Genomic DNA, 19,197 nt, shown 5'->3' with positions numbered 1-19,197 from the left:
AGGAAGACATGCACTTGAAGACGATTCTGCTGGGCGCGGGCTCGCTGCTGGCCCTTGCCGGCATGGCCTCGGCCGAAACCCTGACGATTGCGACGGTCAACAACGGCGACATGATCCGCATGCAGGGCCTCACCTCCGAATTCACGGCGCAGAATCCGGACATTCAGGTCCAGTGGGTGACGCTGGAGGAGAATGTCCTGCGCGAGCGTGTCACCACCGACATCGCCACCCGGGGCGGCCAGTATGACATCATGACCATCGGCACCTATGAGGTGCCGATCTGGACGAAGCAGGGCTGGCTGCTGCCGCTGGAGAACCTTGGCGCGGACTATGACGTGGACGATCTCTTGCCGGCCATCCGCTCGGGCCTGACCGGCGAGGACGGCAAACTCTATGCCGCACCCTTCTATGGCGAGAGCTCTTTCGTCATGTACCGCAAGGACCTGATGGAAAAGGCCGGGCTGACCATGCCGGACGCCCCCACCTGGGACTTCATCGCCGATGCGGCGCGCAAGATGACCGACCGGGCCAATGGCATCAACGGCATCTGCCTGCGCGGCAAGGCGGGCTGGGGCGAGAACATGGCCTTCCTGACGGCCACGTCCAACGCCTTCGGTGCCCGCTGGTTTGACGAGAACTGGCAGCCGCAGTTCGATCAGCCGGAATGGAAGAACACCCTCGACTTCTATGTGAAGCTGATGAATGACGCCGGTCCGCAGGGCGCCTCCTCCAACGGCTTCAACGAGAACCTGGCGCTGTTCCAGCAGGGCAAATGCGGCATGTGGATCGACGCCACCGTCGCCGCCTCCTTCGTGACGAACCCGCAGGACTCCACCGTTGCCGAACAGGTGGGCTTTGCCCTGGCGCCCGACACGGGCCTCGGCAAGCGCGGCAACTGGCTCTGGGCGTGGAACCTCGCCATCCCGGCCGGCACGCAGAAGGCGGAAGCGGCGGAAAAGTTCATCGCCTGGGCAACCGGCAAGGCCTATCTGGAGCTTGTCGCTTCGAAGGAAGGCTGGGCCAACGTTCCCCCCGGCACCCGCACCTCGCTTTATGAAAATGCCGGGTACCAGGCCGCAGCGCCCTTTGCGAAGATGACGCTGGACTCCATCAACGCCGCCGACCCGAAGAACCCCACCGTCAAGCCGGTGCCTTATGTGGGCGTGCAGTTCGTGGCCATTCCCGAGTTCCAGAGCCTCGGCACCTCGGTCGGCCAGCTCTTCTCGGCAGCACTCGCCGGCCAGATGTCCGTCGATGACGCGCTCGCCCAGGCCCAGACCATGACCGTCCGCGAAATGACCCGCGGCGGCTACATCAAGTAAGCGGCGGGCGGAGGGGTTTCTGCCACGTGACCGCAGTGAGGCCTCAGGTTTACGGCACGGCCTTTCAGTCCCCCTCCCCCTTGAGGCCACCGGATTCACACATCAGGTCCGGACACCGCCCGCAACGATGCATCTGCTTTCCGGCAGAACCTCTCCGCCCCCCTCCCCCTCGTGGGGAGGGGGGCTGAAAGACCGTACCTGAGTGACCAGACTTCAGGCTTTCCCCAAGCTGTCTCCGGCTTCAAACACGATGTGTGCATACGGTAGCCCCCTCAAAGGGGAGAGGGGGCGCTGCGGCGAAAGGAGGGAGCTTACGTCCTCCTTGCAGACGTCAAGAAACACTGGCGGCAGAGCTTAACAAGACAGGCTCAGTCCCCATCGTCCACTCCCTCCGTCCGGGCCTCTCATGAGGGGTCCGGGCGGGCTCCCCGGGTCCTTGCGGCCTCTGGCGCAGCGCTCATCAGGGCAAGATTTCATCATGGCTACTCAGAACACACGCACACTGGCACGTCTGATGATGGCACCCTCCGTCGGGCTGCTACTGATCTGGATGATCGTGCCGCTCACGATGACGCTGTGGTTCTCGTTCCAGAACTACAATCTGCTGAACCCGGCCAATGTCAGCTTCGCCGGGCTGTTCAACTACCGCTATTTCTACACGGATGCGGCCTTCTTCCAGTCGGTCTGGAACACGCTGCTGATCGTCGGCGGCGCGCTGCTCATCACCATCGTGGGCGGCCTGCTGCTGGCACTACTGCTGGATCAGCCCATGTTCGGACAGGGCATTGTCCGCATTCTGGTGATCTCGCCCTTCTTCGTCATGCCGCCGGTGGCCGCGCTGGTGTGGAAGAACATGATCATGCATCCGGGCTACGGCGTGCTGGCGGATATCAACCGGGCGCTGGGGCTCAATCCGGTGGACTGGTTTGCACAATATCCGCTGCTGTCGATCATCATCATCGTCGCCTGGCAGTGGCTGCCCTTTGCAACGCTGATCCTGCTCACCGCGCTGCAGTCGCTGGATGTGGAGCAGAAGGAAGCGGCGGAGATGGACGGGGCGAATGCCTTCAACCAGTTCATCTATCTGACGCTGCCGCATCTGGCCCGCGCCATCACCGTGGTGATCCTGATCGAGACGATCTTCCTGCTCGGTGTCTATGCCGAGATCCTCGTCACCACCAATGGCGGGCCCGGCTATGCCTCGACCAACCTTGCCTTCCTGATCTACCGCACGGCGCTGCTTGGCTATGACGTGGGCGGCGCATCAGCAGGAGGCATCACCGCCGTCATCCTCGCCAATATCGTCGCCATCTTCCTGATGCGCGCCGCCGGCAAGAACCTGGACCGGTAAGGAGACACGCACATGGCCCGCACCACCAGCACCCGCCGCAAGATCACGGTCACGCTCATCGCCTGGACGGTGGCACTCGTGATCTTCTTCCCCATCCTCTACACGCTGATCACCAGCCTGAAGACCGAGACCGAGGCCATCCGCGGCTTCAGCCTGATCCCCAGCTTCACGCTGGAGAACTATGTCACGGTGCAGACCCAGCGCGACTACATCAAGCCCTTCCTCAATTCGGTGGTGCTGGCCGTGGGCTCCACGGTGCTGGCGCTTCTCGTCGGCATTCCCGCCGCATGGGCCATGGCGTTTTCGCCGACGAAGCGCACCAAGGACATCCTGATGTGGATGCTCTCCACCAAGATGATGCCGGCCGTCGCCGTGCTGGTGCCGATCTACCTGATATTCCGCGACTTCGGCCTGCTCGACACGCGCACCGGCCTCACCGTGATGCTGACGCTGATCAACCTGCCGATCGTCATCTGGATGCTCTACACCTATTTCCGCGAGATCCCGGGCGAAATCCTGGAGGCGGCGCGCATGGACGGGGCCTCGCTCTTCAACGAGATCGTGCATGTGCTCACGCCCATGGCCCTGCCGGGCATCGCCTCGACGCTGCTGCTCAACATCATCCTGGCCTGGAACGAAGCCTTCTGGACGATCCGGCTGACCACGGCCAATGCGGCGCCGCTCACGGCCTTCATCGCCTCCTTCTCCAGTCCGCAGGGCCTGTTCTGGGCAAAGCTTTCCGCCGCCTCGACCATGGCCATCGCGCCGATCGTGATCCTCGGCTGGTTCAGCCAGAAGCAGCTCGTGCGCGGTCTCACCTTTGGCGCCGTCAAGTAAGGAACCCCGCTGATGGGCAGCATCAAACTCGAACAGCTTTCCAAGTCCTTCGGCGAACATGCCGTCATTCCGGGGATCGACCTTGAGATCAACGATGGCGAGTTCGTGGTCTTCGTCGGCCCCTCCGGCTGCGGCAAGTCCACGCTGCTGCGGCTGATCGCAGGGCTCGAGGATGCCTCCGGCGGGCGCATCCTCATCGACGGCAAGGACCAGACCCGCACCCCGCCCGCGCAGCGCGGCCTGGCGATGGTGTTCCAGTCCTACGCGCTCTATCCGCACATGAGCGTGCGCTCCAACATCGGCTTTCCGCTGAAAATGGCGAAAGCCGATCCGGCGGAAATCAAGCGCAAGGTGGAGGAAGCCGCGCGCATCCTCAACCTCACCGATTATCTGGAGCGCCGTCCCGGTCAGCTCTCCGGCGGCCAGCGCCAGCGCGTCGCCATTGGCCGCGCCATCGTGCGCAATCCGCGCTGCTTCCTGTTTGACGAGCCGCTGTCGAACCTCGATGCGGCGCTGCGCGTTGCCATGCGGCTGGAAATCACCGAGCTGCACCAGAAGCTGAAGGCCACCTCGATCTATGTCACCCACGACCAGGTGGAGGCCATGACCATGGCCGACAAGATCGTGGTGCTGAACAAGGGCCGCATCGAACAGGTGGGCTCGCCGCTGGAGCTGTACCGCACCCCCGCCAATCTCTTCGTCGCCGGCTTCATCGGCTCGCCGAAGATGAACCTGATCAGCGGCCCCACCGCCGCTGAGCATGGGGCACACACCATCGGCATCCGGCCCGAGCATGTCACCCTCTCGCTCGACAGCGGGCTGTGGCAGGGCAAGGTCACCGTGGCCGAGCATCTGGGCTCCGACACCTTCCTGCATGTGGAGGTGGAGGGCGCGGGCACCATCACCACCCGCACCGGCGGCGAGTTCCCCGTCCGCCATGGCGACACCGTCTACGTGACGCCGGATCTCACCCGCCTGCACAGGTTCAATGACAAGGGACAGGCCCAATGAGCGGCAGACTGGAGGGCAAGTCCGCCCTGATCACCGGATCGGCGCGGGGCATCGGCCGGGCCTTTGCCGAGGCCTATGTGCGCGAGGGCGCAACCGTCGCCATTGCCGACATCGACTTTCTCCGCGCCACCGAAACCGCAGCGGAAATCGGCAGCGCCGCCTATGCGGTGAAGCTGGATGTCACCGATCAGGCCTCGATCGATGCCGCCGTGCGCAAGGTCGAGGAGCGGCAGGGCGGGCTGGATATCCTCATCAACAACGCTGCCCTGTTCGATCTGGCCCCCATCACGGAGATCACGCGGGAAAGCTATGACCGGCTTTTCGCAATCAACGTGGCCGGCACGCTGTTCATGCTGCAGGCCGCCGCGAAGTCGATGATTGCGCGCGGCAAGGGCGGCAGGATCATCAACATGGCCAGCCAGGCCGGACGGCGCGGCGAGCCGCTGGTCGCCGTCTATTGCGCCACCAAGGCCGCGATCATCTCGCTGACGCAATCGGCCGGGCTCGACCTCATCAAGCACGGCATCAACGTCAATGCCATCGCCCCCGGTGTCGTCGATGGCGAGCACTGGGACGGGGTGGATGCCCTGTTTGCGAAATACGAGAACCGGCCGCTTGGCGAGAAGAAGAAGCTGGTGGGCGAGGCCGTGCCCTTCGGCCGCATGGGCCGGGCGGAAGACCTGACCGGCATGGCGGTGTTCCTCGCCTCGCCCGAGGCCGCCTACATCCTCGCCCAGACCTACAATGTGGACGGCGGCAACTGGATGAGCTGAGGGCCGCATGGCCCTCCCGCCCCTCCCCCGCCAGTCAAGGACTGCACTCATGACGACGAAGCTCTCGCTCGCAACGCTCGCCAGCCTCAAGGGCCGGGCCGCCCTGCCCGCCTACCGCCGCAAAGACCTCACGCCCGGCATCCTGCATTTCGGCACCGGCAACTTTCACCGCGCCCATATGGCGGTTTATCTGCACGAGCTGTTCAACACGGGCCGGGATCTGGGCCGGGATCTCGGCTGGGGCATCATCGGCGCCGGGGTCATGCCCTCCGACCGGCGCATGCACGAGGTGCTGAAGGGGCAGGATTTCCTCACCACCGTGGTCGAGCAGGATGCGGACCGCTCCGGCGCCACCGTCACCGGACCGATGCTGGACATGATCACCGCGCCGGATTTTGCCCGCATCATGGACACACTCGCCTCCCCGCAGATCCGCATCGTCTCCATGACGATCACCGAAGGGGGCTATTTCATCGACCCGGCCACGGGGACGTTCGATGCCGCCCATCCGGCCATCATCGCCGACGCAAAGGACCCGGAGCATCCGCAGACCGTGTTCGGGCTGATCATCGCCGGGTTGAAGGCGCGGCGGGCGGCGGGCATTCCCCCTTTCACCGTCATGTGCTGCGACAACATCCCCGGCAATGGCGAGGTGACGGAGGCCACCGTCTGCGGGCTGGCGCGCCTCTCCGATCCGGCTTTTGCGGACTGGATCCACGCCAATGTCGCCTTCCCCAATTCCATGGTGGACCGCATCACCCCGGCCACGGGCGAGCGGGAAATCCGCATGACGGCGGAGGCCTACGGTATCGAAGACGGCTGGCCGGTGTTCTGCGAGGGCTTCAAGCAATGGGTGCTGGAGGACAGGTTCCCGCTGGGCCGCCCGGCGCTGGAGCGGGCGGGCGTCACCTTCGTGCCCGATGTGGCGCCTTACGAGCTGATGAAGCTCAGGATCCTCAACGGCGGCCACGCGGCGATTGCCTATCCGGCGGCGCTGATGGACATCCATTTCGTCCATGAGGCGATGGAAAACCCGCTGATCCGCAGCTTCCTTGCCAAGCTGGAGCATGAGGAAATCATCCCCGTGGTGCCGCCCGTGCCGGACACCCGCCTTGAGGATTATTTTGCGCTGATCGAGAGCCGCTTCTCGAACCCCAAGATCGGAGACACCATCCCGCGCCTCGCGCAGGACGGATCGAACCGGCAGCCGAAATTCATCCTGCCCTCGACGGCGGACCGTCTGGCACAAGGGCTTGATGTGCAGGGCCTTGCCCTCGTCTCTGCCCTGTGGTGCCGCTATTTCGAGGGCGTCAGCGACAGCGGTGCAGCCATCGCCTTCAACGACCCGGCCGCAGACCGGCTGCATGCCGCAGCCCTTGCCTCGCGTACCAATCCGGACGCCTTCACCGGCCTTGCCGATATCTTCGGGCCCGTAGGCGCGGACAGCCGCTTCCGCCAGCGCTTTGGCGAGGCGCTGGCCAGCTTGCGGGCGCATGGCACGGCAGATACGTTGCGGCGCTATCTGAATGGAACCCTTGCGAGCTGACTATCCATGACCACGCAGCAGATCCGGCTGGTGATTTTCGATTGCGACGGCGTGCTTGTCGACAGCGAGGCCATTGCGCTCGACGTGCTGATCGGGGCCCTTGCGGAAAAGGGCATCCGCCTTGATGCGGATGGCGCCGCCCGCCGGTTTCTGGGCCGCAGCCTTGGCTCGCTGAGCGAAACCGTCGCCGCCGAATTCGGGGTGGAGATCGATCCGCCGTTCCTCAACCGCATGCGCGAGGTTCTGTATGAGCGCTTCCGGCAGGAGCTTCAGCCCATCGCCGGGGTGGCGGCGCTGATCGGAGCCCTGCAGGACAGTGGCATTGCCTGCTGTGTCGCCTCGTCCAGCCAGCGCGAGCGCATCGAGTTCTCGCTCTCCCTCACCGGCCTCCTCGGCGGGCTGGCGCCGCATATCTTCAGCGCCACCATGGTTGAGAACGGCAAGCCCGCGCCGGATCTCTTCCTGTACGCAGCGGCGGCCATGGGCGTGGAGCCCGCTGCCTGTCTGGTCATCGAGGACAGCCCCGCCGGGATCATGGCCGCGCAGGCTGCGGGCATGGGCGTGATTGCCTTCACCGGCGGCGCGCACACCCGCCACCTCTCCTACACCGCCGCGCTGAAGGAGCTTGAGCCCGATGCACGGTTTGACGGCATGTGGGAATTGCTTCAGTTTGTGCTCCCAGCGAGGAGACCGGAAGACATAACGGATGCCTGACCACATCTTGGCCGTGGACGTTGGTACGGGGAGCGCGCGTGCCGGTGTGTTCGATCTTCGCGGCCAGCAACTCGCCCGCTGCGTTGTGCCGGTGTCGCTGTACACACCGCAGGCCCGGCACATGGAGCAGGACAGCGGGGAGATCTGGTCCGCCGTCTGCCGCGCGGTCCGCGCTGCCTTGAACGAAGCCGGTCTTGCGGGCGCAGATATTCTCGCCATCGGCTTTGACGCCACCTGCTCGCTGGTGGTGCGGGACACACAGGGCCGGCCGCTTTCCATCTCCACCACGGGCACGGCCACCCGCGACACCATTCTGTGGATGGACCACCGCGCCATCGCGGAAACGGACCAGTGCAACGCCATCGAAGATCCGCTGCTGGCCCGTTTCGGCGGCAGGCTTTCGGTGGAAATGCAGATCCCCAAGCTGCTCTGGCTGAAGCGGCACCTGCCGGAGATCTGGCGCCGGGCCGGTCTCATCTTCGATCTTGCCGATTACCTGACCTGGCGGGCCACAGGCGCCACCGCCCGCAGCCATTCGCCCATGGCCTCCAAATGGGGCTATACGCCGGAAGCGCCCGGCGCGCCGCCGCTTGGGTTTCTGGCAAAGGCGGGCCTTGAGGATCTGATGGCGCGCGCAGGCCTGCCGCCGCAGTCGCAGCCCATCCACCAGCCGGTGGGCCATCTCTCGGCGGAAGCAGCGCAAGCCCTCGGGCTCACCACCGCCTGCCTCGTGGCGCCGGGGCTGATCGATGCCTATGCGGGCGCCCTCGGCCTGTTTGCCGCCGGGGAGCGCGAGCCAGCGCCGCTTGCGCAGGAAGCGGCCTTCATCGCGGGCACATCCAGCTGCATCATCCGGCTGACGCAGGCGCCCGTTTCCGGCCCCGGCTGCTGGGGCGGCTTCGAAGGTGCGGCCATTCCGGGGCTGTATCTGCTGGAAGCGGGACAGTCCGCCTCCGGTGCCTTTCTCGACCATGTGCTGAAAACACATCCCGGCGGCGGCGAGCCCTCGCAGGCGCGGCACCGGGCCATTCTGGATGCCATCGGCGCGCGGCTGCAAAGCCAAGGCCGGGATTTCGGCCTGCCCATCACCGTGCTGCCGGATATCCACGGCACCCGCTCGCCCGTCTCCGATCCGCGCCTGACGGCCAGCCTCTCGGGACTGGATCTGGACGCCTCGGAAGAGGGCCTGCTGCGGCTTTACTGGCGCAGCTGCGTCGCACTGGCCTGCGGCATCAGCCATATTCTCGACCATCAACCCGCTGACGCAGGCAGGCCGGAGCGCCTTCTGCTCGGCGGCGGCTTTGCCGGGCACGCGCTGCTGGCCCAGCTCCATGCCGATGCCACGGGCGCAAGCGTGCATGTTCCGGCGAACTGCGATGCGGTGCTGCTCGGCACCGCCCTGCATGCCGCCGTCGCCGCCGGGGCCTTCCCGTCTGTCCATGAGGCAGGAGAGGTGATGCGCTTTGCCATGCGGATCTTCACCCCGCAGCCGGAAGCCGCCGCCGCGCTCCACCGCGACAAGGCCCTCCACACCACCATGATCCGCCACCGCGCAGAACTCACCGCGATCATGCTGCAGCAACCTGACGGAACCAGCGCAGCCTCTTCCAGCTTCACTCCCGCCGCGCGCTGAAGGCCGGGCGGGGGACGGGGCCGGTGATGGCGGGCCAGAAGGCGCAGGTGAAGCAGGCCCAGCCGAGGACCCAGGCGAGCGCGGCCCCTTTCACCGCCCCGTCAAACGCGATGCCCGCAGCCAGAACCCGCAGCAGCGCCGAGATCTGCACCAGCATCAGGGCGGCGGTCATCAGCGGTGTCATGAGCAGGCGCCTATCATGCCGCCGCATTGCCGGGCGCAGCATCACCGCCATCATCATGCCGCCCATGGCGCCCATCGTCAGGGCATGGCGGGCGGAAGCCGGATCACTCAGCTCCGGTTGCCAGATGGCCAGAGCCTGAAGCAGGAAGGCGGCCGGGAGCCAAGCATAGGCAATGTGCAGCCAGAAGAGCGCCGGATAGCGGAAGGTTCTGAAGGTCTTCCAGGACAGCAGGCGCACCAGCACGAGCCCCGCCGCGGCGAGCCACAGCCAGCCGGCCGCCACCAGCCAGCCGGACCATTCGAGCAGGCCGGCGGCAGCGATGACGGGCAGCAGGGGAACCGGTGCGAGCGGCCGGGGCGGGGCAGCGGCGGCGGATATCCGCGACAGCCAGACGCCCGTGAAGGCAGGCACCGCCCTGCCGCCCACATGGGCCAGCAGCAGGGTGAAGGGCAGCATCAGGACGGCGGCAGGCCCGTGCCCGAAGCCGGACAGGCCCGCACCTGCCGCAGCCGCGACCATCAGCCCCGCCGCAATCCAGCCTCGGCCCGCCACTCCGGCACGGGCCAGCGGCACCGCCACAGCCATGGCGACGAACAGAAAGTAAAGCGCATTGGCAAGGCCCGCGATCCGGCCGCCTGCGGGCAGAACGGCCATCAGCTCCAGGCCCGCCGCCCCCCGCGCCAGACACCACAGGAACACGGCACCCGCTGTCACGCGGAGCGGGGCCAGCTGCCCCTGTGTCCAGGCGGGCAGGGACGTCAGCAGATAGCCGCCGGCCGCTGCCCCTGCCATGCCCAGAAGAAGCTCGCGCGCATGCCAGATCCCGCGCTCCGGCAGCCATCCGGCCGGAAGCAGCCAGACCAGCGGCACGAGCGCCGCCCAGAGACCGGCCAGCAGAAACAGCGGCTGGCACGGCAGCAGGGGTGCAGAAGCGGGCGTGAGTTCGGGAGAAGGCGGCGCAACGTCACGGGACATGCGCCGGACTTTAGCGGCGCCCGCGCCTCCCGAGTTTGTGCCCGCACAAAGAAGCAGCGCCCCGGCCCTGTCAGGATCTGCCTGATCCTGCAAGACAATGTCCGGAGGCCCGCATGACCGTTCCGCAGTTCGAGACCATCCCCGCCATCGATGTCTGCGGCCTGCCCTGCGTCATCCGCCGTGCGCTTGTGTGCGAAACCTTCGACGCCCTGCAGCCCGGCGGCTTCTTCGATCTCGTCAACGACCGCGACCCCTCGCCCCTCAAGGCGCAGTTCGCCCAGCGGTCCGTCGCGGGCTTCACATGGGACACTCTGGAAAGCGGCCCGCAGATCTGGCGGGTGCGGATCGGCAGGCCATGACCTATCAGATCATTCCCCCTGTAACGGGAAAGCCCGTAACGGGCAAACCCATCTCTGCAAAGCCAATCCCAGCAAGGCCGCCCCGGCCGCAGGGCCTTCCCGCAGCAAATGGCACCCGCGTCATTCCGCAGGCGGTGACGGGCAAGTTCCGCACGCTGAAATGGCGGCTGCTGGTCTTGTGCCTTGCGGTCTATTACGTGCTGCCCTTCCTGCGCTGGGGGCGCGGGGCCGGCCAGCCGGATCAGGCCGTTCTGTTTGATCTCGCCAATCTGCGCTTCTACGTGTTCTTCATCGAAATCCGGGCGCAGGAGCTTTATTACCTCACCGGCCTTCTGGTGCTGGCAACCCTCGTTCTGGTGCTGATGAATGCGCTGGCCGGGCGGGTCTGGTGCGGCTTCTTCTGCCCGCAGACCATCTGGACGGATCTCTTCCTGCTGGTGGAACGCAAGTTCGAGGGTGACCGCCGCCAGCAGATGCAGGCGCTGAAGCAGCCGCTCACCCTTTCGAGGCTTTGGCGCAAGACGGCCAAGCACATGGTCTGGCTGGGCATTGCGGCGGCCACGGGCGGCGCCTTCGTGCTTTATTTCGCCGATGCCCCAACCCTGCTGCGCAGTCTTGCGGCAGGCGACGCACCGCTGCTCGCCTACAGCATGGTTCTGACGCTGACCTTCACCACCTATGCGCTGGCGGGCCTTGCGCGGGAAAAGGTCTGCACCTTCATGTGCCCCTGGCCCCGCCTGCAAGGGGCGATCTGGGATGCGCAGGCGCTGACGGTGAACTACCGCCCGCAGCGGGGCGAGCCGCGCATGTCGGCCAAGAAGGCCGTCACCGCCCGGGACATGGGCCTTCCGGCGGGCGATTGCGTCGATTGCAATGCCTGCGTCGCCGTCTGCCCCATGGGCATCGACATCCGCCAGGGGCCGAGCATTGCCTGCATCAACTGCGGCCTGTGCGTGGATGCCTGCGACAGCACCATGTTCCGCCTCGACCGGCTGCGCGGGCTGATCGATTACGAGAGCTGGACCAACATCGAGCGGGAAATGCAGGGCAAGGAGCGTTTGCCCGTGCGCCTGCTGCGGCCCAAGGTGCTGGCCATTGCGCTGGCCGCGCTGGCACTGGCCGCCGGCATGGCCATCCACCTGTCAGAGCGCGCCACGCTGGCCCTTGCCGTCATCCACGAGCGCACCCCCGCCGCCGTGCAGCTCAGCGATGGCCAGATCCGCAATGCCTATGAGCTGCGCATCACCAACACCACGGGCGAACCGGCACTCATCCGCCTGTCAGCCACGGGCACTGCCCCGCTCACCCTCGCCTCCCCCGGACTTGAGCCGGATGAGGACGGCAGCCTCGCCGTCGACCTTGCCGCCGATGGCAGCCGCAAGCTGCGGGTGACGCTGACCGCAGGGCCAGGGCTTGCCGGAGACATCCGCTTCACCCTGCAGAACCTGACGAGCGGCGAGGAAGCGGCAACGCAGAGCCGGTTCTTCCTGCCGTGAGAAGGGTTTGCAACGCACAGCCAGTCAGGCTCCAGTTCCTCTCCCCCTTGAGGGTTACCACACATCAGGTCCGGACATCGCCCGCAGTGATGCATCTGATCTGTGGCAAGTCCTCTCCGCCCCCCTCCCCCTCGTGGGGAGGGGTAAGGGGTGGGGGGCTCTGAGCCGAAAACTATATGAAAGACAGTTAGATACCTGAAAAGGCCTAACGAGGAGCAGCTGTCTGAAATCATTGGACACCCTGCCAGCCGGAAAGGCTTTCCCCCCACCCCTAACCCCTCCCCACGAGGGGGAGGGGGGCGGAAAAGCTGTGCCAGAGTAACCAGACTGCTGGCTTTCCCCAAACCGTCTCTGGCTTCAAACACGATGTGTGCATGCAGCAGCCCCTCAAGGGGGAGGGGGACAGATAGGCTGTGCCGGGTCAACACCAACTGCCGCCGTGAGCGCGAACATGAAAGCCCATCCGATGCCTCACCCGTCGACCGCTGCCCAGCCGGAGCAGGAAGATCTCGAAGGCCTGCCCGGCAACGTGCTGATGTGGATCTTCATCCTCGGTGATGTTGCGGTCTTTGCCCTGCTGCTGGGCGGCTTTGGCGTGGCAAAGCTGCTGAACCGGGAGGCCTTTCTCGCCGGGCAGGCGCAGCTTTCCGGCACTGCGGCGCTGATGGAGACCTTTGCGCTCATCCTCAGCGGCTGGCTGGCGGCCATTGCGGTGGAGCGCCAGCGCCTGGGCCGCAGCATCCGGCCCTTTCTCGCCGGGGCAACAGGGTTCGGCAGCCTGTTTCTGGTGTTGAAGGCAGGCGAATATGCGCAGAGCCTTGAGGCCTTCAGCTATGAGGAGAGTTTCGCGCAGATCTACTACCTGCTGACCGGCTTCCACGCCCTGCATGTCATCCTCGGGCTGGTGCTGCTGCTGGTGTCCTTTGCCCGGTCACAGGCGCAGCATCTGCCGGATTTTGTCCGCTACTGGCATTTCACCGACATCGTGTGGCTGCTGATCTTCCCCACGGTCTATATCCTGAGGTGATGCGATGAGAGCCCTGCACATCAGCGCGGCCGCACTTCTGGTGCTGACCGCCCTGTCACTTCCCGCAAGCGCCCTGCCCGCCAGCCTCGCGCCGCTGCTCTTCGCGCTCACCTTCGTCAAGGTCATGACCGTGCTGCTGGTCTTCGCCGAGCTGCGCCACGCCGGGCGCGGCTGGCAGGTGGGGCTGGGCGGCGGCTTCGCCCTCCTCCTCTGCCTCCTCCTCGCCCTGCATGTTATGGCCGGTCACGGGCTGTGAGGGCTGCCGGGGCCTCAGCCGCACCCCCTTGCCAGCTCGATCTCGCTGCGCAGCGCGCGGGTGAAATAATGCCCGAGCCAGGATCTGGGCATGTTGCGCATGACGATGTTGCGCAGGTGGAAGGCAAACCGGCTCTGGGGAATGAAGACCGCCGCCATCTTGCGGCTGCGGGCTTGCAGGCGAGTGATCACGGGCCGCAGGCGGGCCTCGTGGCGGGCCAGCGCCTCCTCCACCGAAGCTGAGCCCGAAGCTGAGCCTGCCAGCGCCTCCGCCAGCATCTCCGCCGAAGCCAGCGCCATGCCAGCCCCCTGCCCCGAAACAAGCGTGAGGCAATGGGCTGCATCGCCCAGCAGCATCACGCGCCCGCTGGACCAGCGCGGCAGGTCGATCATGGTCAGGCTGTCGATGACCGGGCGCGCGCCGGAGACGCGCAGCTGATCCGTTAGATGACGGACCTTCGGATGGCTTTGCGCGCAGACCGTGGCAAGCAGGGCCGCCTTGTCCGCCTGCCGCTCCAGCCCCGGCGCCGCATCGCGCCAGACATGCATGGCCGCAAGGCGCCCATCGTTGAGGGAATAATATTCCGCCAGATGGCCCGGCTCGGCATAGGAGACGAAATCGGTGTCGAACTCCTTCGGCGCCTCAAGGTCATAGACGGCGAAGTAATAGCCGAGCGGCTGCAAACATGTCCCATCAGCCCCGAAAAGCTGGCGGCGCAGGGCAGAGCGCGCGCCATCGGCTCCGATCAGCAGATCGCAGGCCAGCTCCTCGCCGTTGTCCAGCGTCACCGTGACCGAGGCCCCGTGATCCACGAAGCCCGCAATCTGCCGCGAGAAGCGCAAGGTGGCACTGGCCGGCAGCACATCCTGAAGCGCCTTGACGAGGGTGGTGCGGCGCACTGCCAGATAAGGCAGGTCCTTGAGGAAATCCCGGTAGCGCAGGCGCAGGATCTCCTGGCCGCGGCTGTCGAGATAGACATTCTCGTTGATCTCGTAAGCTTCTGCCGCCAGCCTGTCATGGATGCCCATCCGGCAGGCGGTTTCATAGCCCAGCCCGGACAGGCCCAGCATGTAGCCATTGCCGCGCAGGTGCTCCGCCCGCTCGATGATCAGCGTGCGCCAGCCCGCCCGGTCCAGCCACCAGGCCGCGGCAAGACCGGCCACACCGGCCCCGGAAATGATCGCCAAAGGTCTGGTCATGAGGAGGACTTTCCGCTGATTGCCCCTTCAAGACGGGCGAGAATGAAAGGAACCGGCAGCGCCAGGGCTGCAGCGAGGGCGAAAACCACCGGAAAGCCGAACTGCCCGGCAAGCATGCCTCCGGAAAAGCCGGCTACGGCACCGGTGAGCGCACTGGCCGACTGGACGAGTGAGAAATCCGCCCCCGGCTGATCCGGCGAGGCTAGGGCCATCAGGCGCGAGTAGCTGACCACAAAGCCCGACGCCATCACCGCCATTTGCAGGACGAAAAGAGCGGAGAGCAGCGTGAGGCTGACCGGGCTCATGGCCGCCGCGAGGGCCAGCAGCCCGATGACAAGGATCTGCCCCAGCGCCACAAGCTGCATCGCACGGGGCGCGCCAAGCTTCTGCACCGCAAGCCCGCCGCCCGTGGTGCCGGCAAGCCCGGCGGCAACGCTGCCGGCGCCGGTCAGGGTGCCAACCAGCTCAAGCGGCAGTCCCGCATCCACCAGATAGGGCCCGGCCAGCACCTGCACGAAGCGGCCGCCCGCCTCGAAAGCCACGATCATGGCAAGGCCCGCCTGCATGTCCCGCCGCCGCAGGGCAGCCAGCAGGCCACCGCGCTCCCGCCTGCTTGCCGCAATCGGCGGTTCGCGCAGCAGCGCCAGCGGCGCGGACAGAAGCAGCACCAGAGCCGCCATCACGCCCGCCGCAACCGTCCAGCCGGATCCGGCATAGATCCAGACGAAGAGGCTGCCGCCCAGCACCATGCCGAGATAGCCGCCACCCACCTGCACCATGTTGCCCAGCCCCCTGCGGCCTTCGGGTACCCGTTCGATGAGAAAGCCGTCGCAGGCGGTGTCGATGGTGGCAGAGGCAAAGGCCATGACGGCCAGCAGCACCAGCATCACCGGCAAGCCATAGCCAGCGAGCAGGCCAAGCCCGGCCACCGCCGCTGCCGCAACCAGTTGACCGGCCAGCACGGTGAAGCCCGTCCGGCGCCCCCCATCGGCACGGATGCGCCAGCGTTCCACCGGCACGGCCCACAGGAACTTGAAGGCCCAGATGAGCATGATCAGCGACAGAAGGCCGATATGCTCCATCGCCATGCCGGAAGCCCTGAGGGCTGCCGGAAGGCCCAGAAAGGTGAGGCCGCCAATGGTGCTCTGGGCGGTATAAAGCCCCCCTGCCGCAACAAGCACGCGCGGCAGGGAGAGAGAGGATGCGGCCTGCATGGGATCAGAATTCCTTGCGGAAGGTCAGGCCGAAGGTTCTGCCCTTGCCGAGCGTCGCCAGTTCGGTGCCGCCGGAGCCGATGTAGCCGGAGGTTCTGAAGCTCGTGTCCGCAATGTTCTGCACATAGAGCCTGCCGCTGAACCCGTCCTCACGGGCAAGGGAAAGGCTGGCATCAAAGGTGGCAAAAGCCCCCTGCCCTGCAACATTGGCCTCGTCGAAATAGCTCTGCGAGAAGCCGTGTACGGCCCCGTTTGCCGTCAGCGCACCACCGAAGATGCTGTCGCTCAGCAGGAAGGCCACGTTAAGATGACCGGAGAAATCGGGCGCATAGGGAATGCGGTTGCCGTCATAGGATGTGCCGGTGTAGGGGTCGGTGAAGTCCGTGAACTTGGACTTTCCGAAAGCCGCGTTGCCGGTCAGCGTCAGGCGGTTTGTGGCGCGCCATGTGCCTTCCAGTTCAATGCCGGTGCTTTCCGCCTCGCCCACATTTCGGATGAACTGCTGGCCGATCTGCCCGACATAGATCTGCTTGTCGGACGAGCGGATATGGTAGACGGACGCGGCCAGGCTGGCCCGGCCATCCAGCAGATCGGAGCGGACACCGGCCTCGAAGTTCCACGCCGATTCCGGATTGTAGGATGCCGCATCGATGGTGGAGGAAATGCTGTGGTTGAAGCCGCCCGGCTTGTAACCGCGCGAGACCACGGCAAAGCCGCGCAGATCCGGCGTGAACTGGTAGCCGAGCGCCAGTTTCGGCTGCACGCTGGAGAAACTGGCCTTGCGGTTGAAATCAAAGCCCATGCCGGTGCTGTAGCTGTCAGCGCGGAAGGCGTCGATTTCGGAGCGGTCATGGGTGGCGCGCAGGCCGCCGGTGATGTCGAGGCGGCTAGTGGCATGCCAGGTCAGTTCCCCGAAGGCGGCAAAGCTGTCACTGACCACGTTGTTGGTGGAATCGCCGTACCAAGGTGAAATCGCATCCTTCCAGCCCATGAAATCATTGTGGCTGTACCAGAGCCCGCCAACGCCGCTGAACCGCTCGCCTTCGTAAGCCAGCCGGAGTTCCTGCGAGAACATCTCCTCTTCCTGCGGCCAGGAGTAGCGCGTGCCGGGGCCTGCGCCGAAATCCCGGGTGACGTCGCTCTTCTGATAGCTGGAGACGCTGCTGAGGGTGACGTCCCCCAGATGGTAGTTACCCTGCGCCGACAGGGTGGTGACATCCCGTGTCAGCAGCGGCACCGATCCATAAAGCGCGCTTTCATAGGTGCGGGAATTGACGCTGCCGGGGTAGACATACAGCTCTTCGTGGGAGCGCAGCTTCTGCTTGGCAAAGGAAATCAGCCCGTCGAAATCACCGCCTTCGGGCGCATAGCGCAAGGTGGCGCGGCCACCGCCTTCACCGGCAATGTTCACATTGTCCTTGCCGCTGGTGGCGTTATCGATGTCCCCGGCGAAATAGCTGTAATTCGCAACGAAATCCAGGAACAGGGAACCGGGGATCACCGCAATCGTGCCGCCGGCTTCCATGCCGGGCTCGTTGGGGGAAATGTTGCCCTGAATGTAGTAGCGGTTCTTGTCCGGCCTGCGGGTGATGATGTTGATGACGCCGCCATAGGCATTGGCGCCGTAGAGCGTGCCCTGCGGGCCGCGCAGAAGCTCCACCCGCTCCACATCCCCCAAAGGCTGGGCGAAGACCGACGGCAGCTGCGGCACGCCGTCGATATAGACCTGAACCGTCGGGTTGAAGTAATCCGGCGAGGACATGCCGCGCACGGTGACATTGGAATAGACCCGGTTGCCACGCATGCCGGTGGAAACGCCCGGGAACACCTTTTGCAGGTCTTCAACCGTGGCAATGCCTTGCGCCGCAAGCTCTTCACCGCTCACCGCCGTGACGGACATGTCGGCCTTGCCCAGTTCCTGCTCGCGTTTTGATGCGGTAATGGTGATCCGTTCCAGCTCAGTGGCCAGCTCAGTGCCCAGTTCCGTGGCTGTTGCAGCCTCCTGTGCCAGGCTTCCATCCAGCGAAAGCGCCAGTGCCTGCAGGCACACAGTTCCCATGAGAGCCAATTTTTGGCAACGCGGCATCTTGATCCCCTCGACCCGTCCAACTAAAACATGAGCTACCTATTCCACTTTTAAGGCGCCGGGCTAACGTTTTCAGGACCGGCATTGACGGAATCGGGACTTCCACAGCCCTCCCACACAGGATGGACGGCACGACACTCATGAATTCACGGGCATGACGCGACAGGACGGCATCTCCCCCGCCCCATCAGCGGGGAACTGGAGAAAGACTGTGGATGCCGAGATTGACCTTCTCGGCTGGCGGGAAGCCACGCGGGTGGAACAGGCCGGAGATGACGTGACGGTCTACATGATCGACGTGGTGCCGCCGCGGGATCTCGTGTTCCACCCTGAGGGGCCTGCCACTTTTTCCCTCTCGGTGTTTCTGGATGGCGCAGGCACCCTGTCCGTGGACGGGGCAAGGCCGCTTGCCATCGCGCCGGGGACGGCCGTCTTCTTTGCCTGCGACCGGGTCACGCGCGGCGAGAACCATGTGCTGGGCGGACGGCGGCTGCAGATCGCCGACATCCGCGTGGAAAAACCCTTGCTGGAAAAGCTGGGCGGCCTCTCGCTCGCCCGGCTTGGCGGCGCGGTCATCACCGATCACAGCCTGCCGGATGAAGACGTGTTCCTGATCGGCTTCAGGGCCCCGCCGGAGCTTCAGGCCGCCGCCAGCGCCCTGATCAGCTGCCGCTATCCGGAAGGACAGCTCCGGCAGGTGCATCTCTACAGCAAGGCCATCGAGGCGCTGAGCATCGGCCTCGACGCGCTGACCCGCCAGCAGGCCGGGGAACGCCCCCTCAGGCCCCTGACGAATGATGAAAAGCGGCGGCTGGACAAGGCCGTCTTACTGATCGAAACCCAGTACAGCGAGGACTGGACCATTCCCCGGCTGGCGCGCGAGGCGGGGCTGAACGAGCGGCGGCTGAAGGAAGGCTTCCGCATCGCCATCGGCACGTCCGTTCACGCCTTCCTGCGCCGCACCCGGCTGGACGCAGCCGCCGGGCTGCTCGCCTCGGGCGCGAGCGTCACCGATGCCGCCTTTGCCACCGGCTTTGAAAACCTCAGCCATTTCAGCAAGGTCTTCCGGGAAGAAAAAGGCATCCTGCCCAGCCGCTATACGGGACGGTGAACCCTCACACCTCCTCCGGATCCAGGCAGAAGAGCGCATGGGCGATGCCCGCAGCGGGGGTTTCATGACCCCATGCCGCAGTTTCAGGAGCCTTCGCACCCGA

General features: G+C 65.6%; 17 protein-coding genes and 1 pseudogene. 13 read left to right on the top strand and 5 right to left on the bottom strand.

Annotated features, from left to right (window positions below):
* The first annotated feature begins 8 nt into the window (after positions 1-8).
* Positions 9-1,322, top strand: a complete 1,314-nt coding sequence (locus IF10I1_RS11145) for a sugar ABC transporter substrate-binding protein (protein WP_186392321.1) — start codon at positions 9-11, stop codon at positions 1,320-1,322.
* Positions 1,323-2,044: 722 nt separating this feature from the next.
* Here the strand turns inward: IF10I1_RS11145 and IF10I1_RS23150 are convergent.
* A pseudogene (locus tag IF10I1_RS23150) lies at positions 2,045-2,116 on the bottom strand (hypothetical protein); the annotation flags it as partial.
* Here IF10I1_RS23150 and IF10I1_RS11140 point away from each other — a divergent pair.
* From IF10I1_RS11140 to IF10I1_RS11110, 7 genes are read left to right on the top strand one after another with little or no spacing between them, the layout of a single operon-like run.
* Positions 2,092-2,673, top strand: coding sequence for a carbohydrate ABC transporter permease (locus IF10I1_RS11140; protein WP_371341220.1), 582 nt, complete (start codon positions 2,092-2,094; stop codon positions 2,671-2,673). The pseudogene IF10I1_RS23150 and the gene IF10I1_RS11140 sit on opposite strands and share 25 nt — an antisense overlap.
* A gap of 12 nt (positions 2,674-2,685) precedes the next feature.
* Positions 2,686-3,510, top strand: a complete 825-nt coding sequence (locus IF10I1_RS11135) for a carbohydrate ABC transporter permease (protein WP_186392319.1) — start codon at positions 2,686-2,688, stop codon at positions 3,508-3,510.
* A 12-nt stretch (positions 3,511-3,522) separates the two neighbouring features.
* Positions 3,523-4,521 (top strand): ABC transporter ATP-binding protein, encoded by a 999-nt coding sequence (locus IF10I1_RS11130; protein ID WP_186424504.1) that lies wholly within the window; start codon positions 3,523-3,525, stop codon positions 4,519-4,521.
* Complete coding sequence (locus IF10I1_RS11125) at positions 4,518-5,294, top strand: L-iditol 2-dehydrogenase (RefSeq protein WP_186424503.1); 777 nt, start codon at positions 4,518-4,520, stop codon at positions 5,292-5,294. The genes IF10I1_RS11130 and IF10I1_RS11125 overlap by 4 nt, the downstream gene beginning before the upstream one ends.
* A gap of 49 nt (positions 5,295-5,343) precedes the next feature.
* On the top strand, positions 5,344-6,840 hold the full coding sequence (locus tag IF10I1_RS11120; protein WP_186424502.1) for a mannitol dehydrogenase family protein: 1,497 nt from the start codon (positions 5,344-5,346) through the stop codon (positions 6,838-6,840).
* Positions 6,841-6,846: 6 nt separating this feature from the next.
* Positions 6,847-7,554 carry an HAD family phosphatase gene (locus tag IF10I1_RS11115; protein ID WP_186424501.1) on the top strand — a complete coding sequence of 236 codons (708 nt, stop codon included), beginning with the start codon at positions 6,847-6,849 and terminating at the stop codon, positions 7,552-7,554.
* Complete coding sequence (locus IF10I1_RS11110) at positions 7,547-9,187, top strand: FGGY family pentulose kinase (protein WP_186424500.1); 1,641 nt, start codon at positions 7,547-7,549, stop codon at positions 9,185-9,187. Before IF10I1_RS11115 ends, IF10I1_RS11110 begins: the two co-directional genes overlap by 8 nt.
* Here IF10I1_RS11110 and IF10I1_RS11105 read toward each other — a convergent pair.
* Entirely contained in the window at positions 9,168-10,346 is a 1,179-nt protein-coding gene (locus IF10I1_RS11105; RefSeq protein ID WP_186415314.1) for an NnrS family protein, read from the bottom strand. The two genes, IF10I1_RS11110 and IF10I1_RS11105, sit on opposite strands and share 20 nt — an antisense overlap.
* Positions 10,347-10,459: 113 nt before the next feature.
* Between IF10I1_RS11105 and IF10I1_RS11100 the strand changes: the two genes are divergently transcribed.
* From IF10I1_RS11100 to IF10I1_RS11085, 4 genes are all read left to right on the top strand, one after another.
* Positions 10,460-10,705, top strand: a complete 246-nt coding sequence (locus IF10I1_RS11100; protein WP_122521648.1) for a DUF2249 domain-containing protein — start codon at positions 10,460-10,462, stop codon at positions 10,703-10,705.
* On the top strand, positions 10,702-12,201 hold the full coding sequence (gene ccoG / locus IF10I1_RS11095) for a cytochrome c oxidase accessory protein CcoG (RefSeq protein ID WP_186415313.1): 1,500 nt from the start codon (positions 10,702-10,704) through the stop codon (positions 12,199-12,201). Before IF10I1_RS11100 ends, ccoG begins: the two co-directional genes overlap by 4 nt.
* Before the next feature lie 451 nt (positions 12,202-12,652).
* Positions 12,653-13,228: a cytochrome c oxidase subunit 3 gene (locus tag IF10I1_RS11090; protein ID WP_186415312.1), complete on the top strand. Its 576-nt coding sequence runs from the start codon at positions 12,653-12,655 to the stop codon at positions 13,226-13,228.
* Between the two features lie 4 nt (positions 13,229-13,232).
* On the top strand, positions 13,233-13,484 hold the full coding sequence (locus IF10I1_RS11085) for a cytochrome C oxidase subunit IV family protein (protein WP_186415311.1): 252 nt from the start codon (positions 13,233-13,235) through the stop codon (positions 13,482-13,484).
* A 14-nt stretch (positions 13,485-13,498) separates the two neighbouring features.
* Here the strand turns inward: IF10I1_RS11085 and IF10I1_RS11080 are convergent, their stop codons facing one another.
* The 3 genes from IF10I1_RS11080 to IF10I1_RS11070 are packed head-to-tail and all read right to left on the bottom strand — an operon-like array spanning position 13,499 to position 17,956.
* Entirely contained in the window at positions 13,499-14,683 is a 1,185-nt protein-coding gene (locus tag IF10I1_RS11080) for an FAD-dependent monooxygenase (protein WP_186415310.1), read from the bottom strand.
* Positions 14,680-15,897 (bottom strand): MFS transporter, encoded by a 1,218-nt coding sequence (locus IF10I1_RS11075; RefSeq protein ID WP_186424499.1) that lies wholly within the window; start codon positions 15,895-15,897, stop codon positions 14,680-14,682. The genes IF10I1_RS11080 and IF10I1_RS11075 overlap by 4 nt, the downstream gene beginning before the upstream one ends.
* Positions 15,898-15,901: 4 nt before the next feature.
* Positions 15,902-17,956 (bottom strand): TonB-dependent receptor, encoded by a 2,055-nt coding sequence (locus IF10I1_RS11070; protein WP_208977157.1) that lies wholly within the window; start codon positions 17,954-17,956, stop codon positions 15,902-15,904.
* 238 nt (positions 17,957-18,194) lie between these two features.
* Between IF10I1_RS11070 and IF10I1_RS11065 the strand changes: the two genes are divergently transcribed.
* Positions 18,195-19,094 (top strand): AraC family transcriptional regulator, encoded by a 900-nt coding sequence (locus IF10I1_RS11065; RefSeq protein ID WP_244293729.1) that lies wholly within the window; start codon positions 18,195-18,197, stop codon positions 19,092-19,094.
* Positions 19,095-19,197: the final 103 nt, after the last annotated feature.

The sequence above is a fragment of the Pannonibacter sp. I15F10I1 genome (genome assembly GCF_900185665.1).
GTDB lineage: Bacteria > Pseudomonadota > Alphaproteobacteria > Rhizobiales > Stappiaceae > Pannonibacter > Pannonibacter indicus.
Note: the sequence above shows the minus strand (reverse complement) of the source record. Positions and strands in the feature narration are given on the sequence as shown.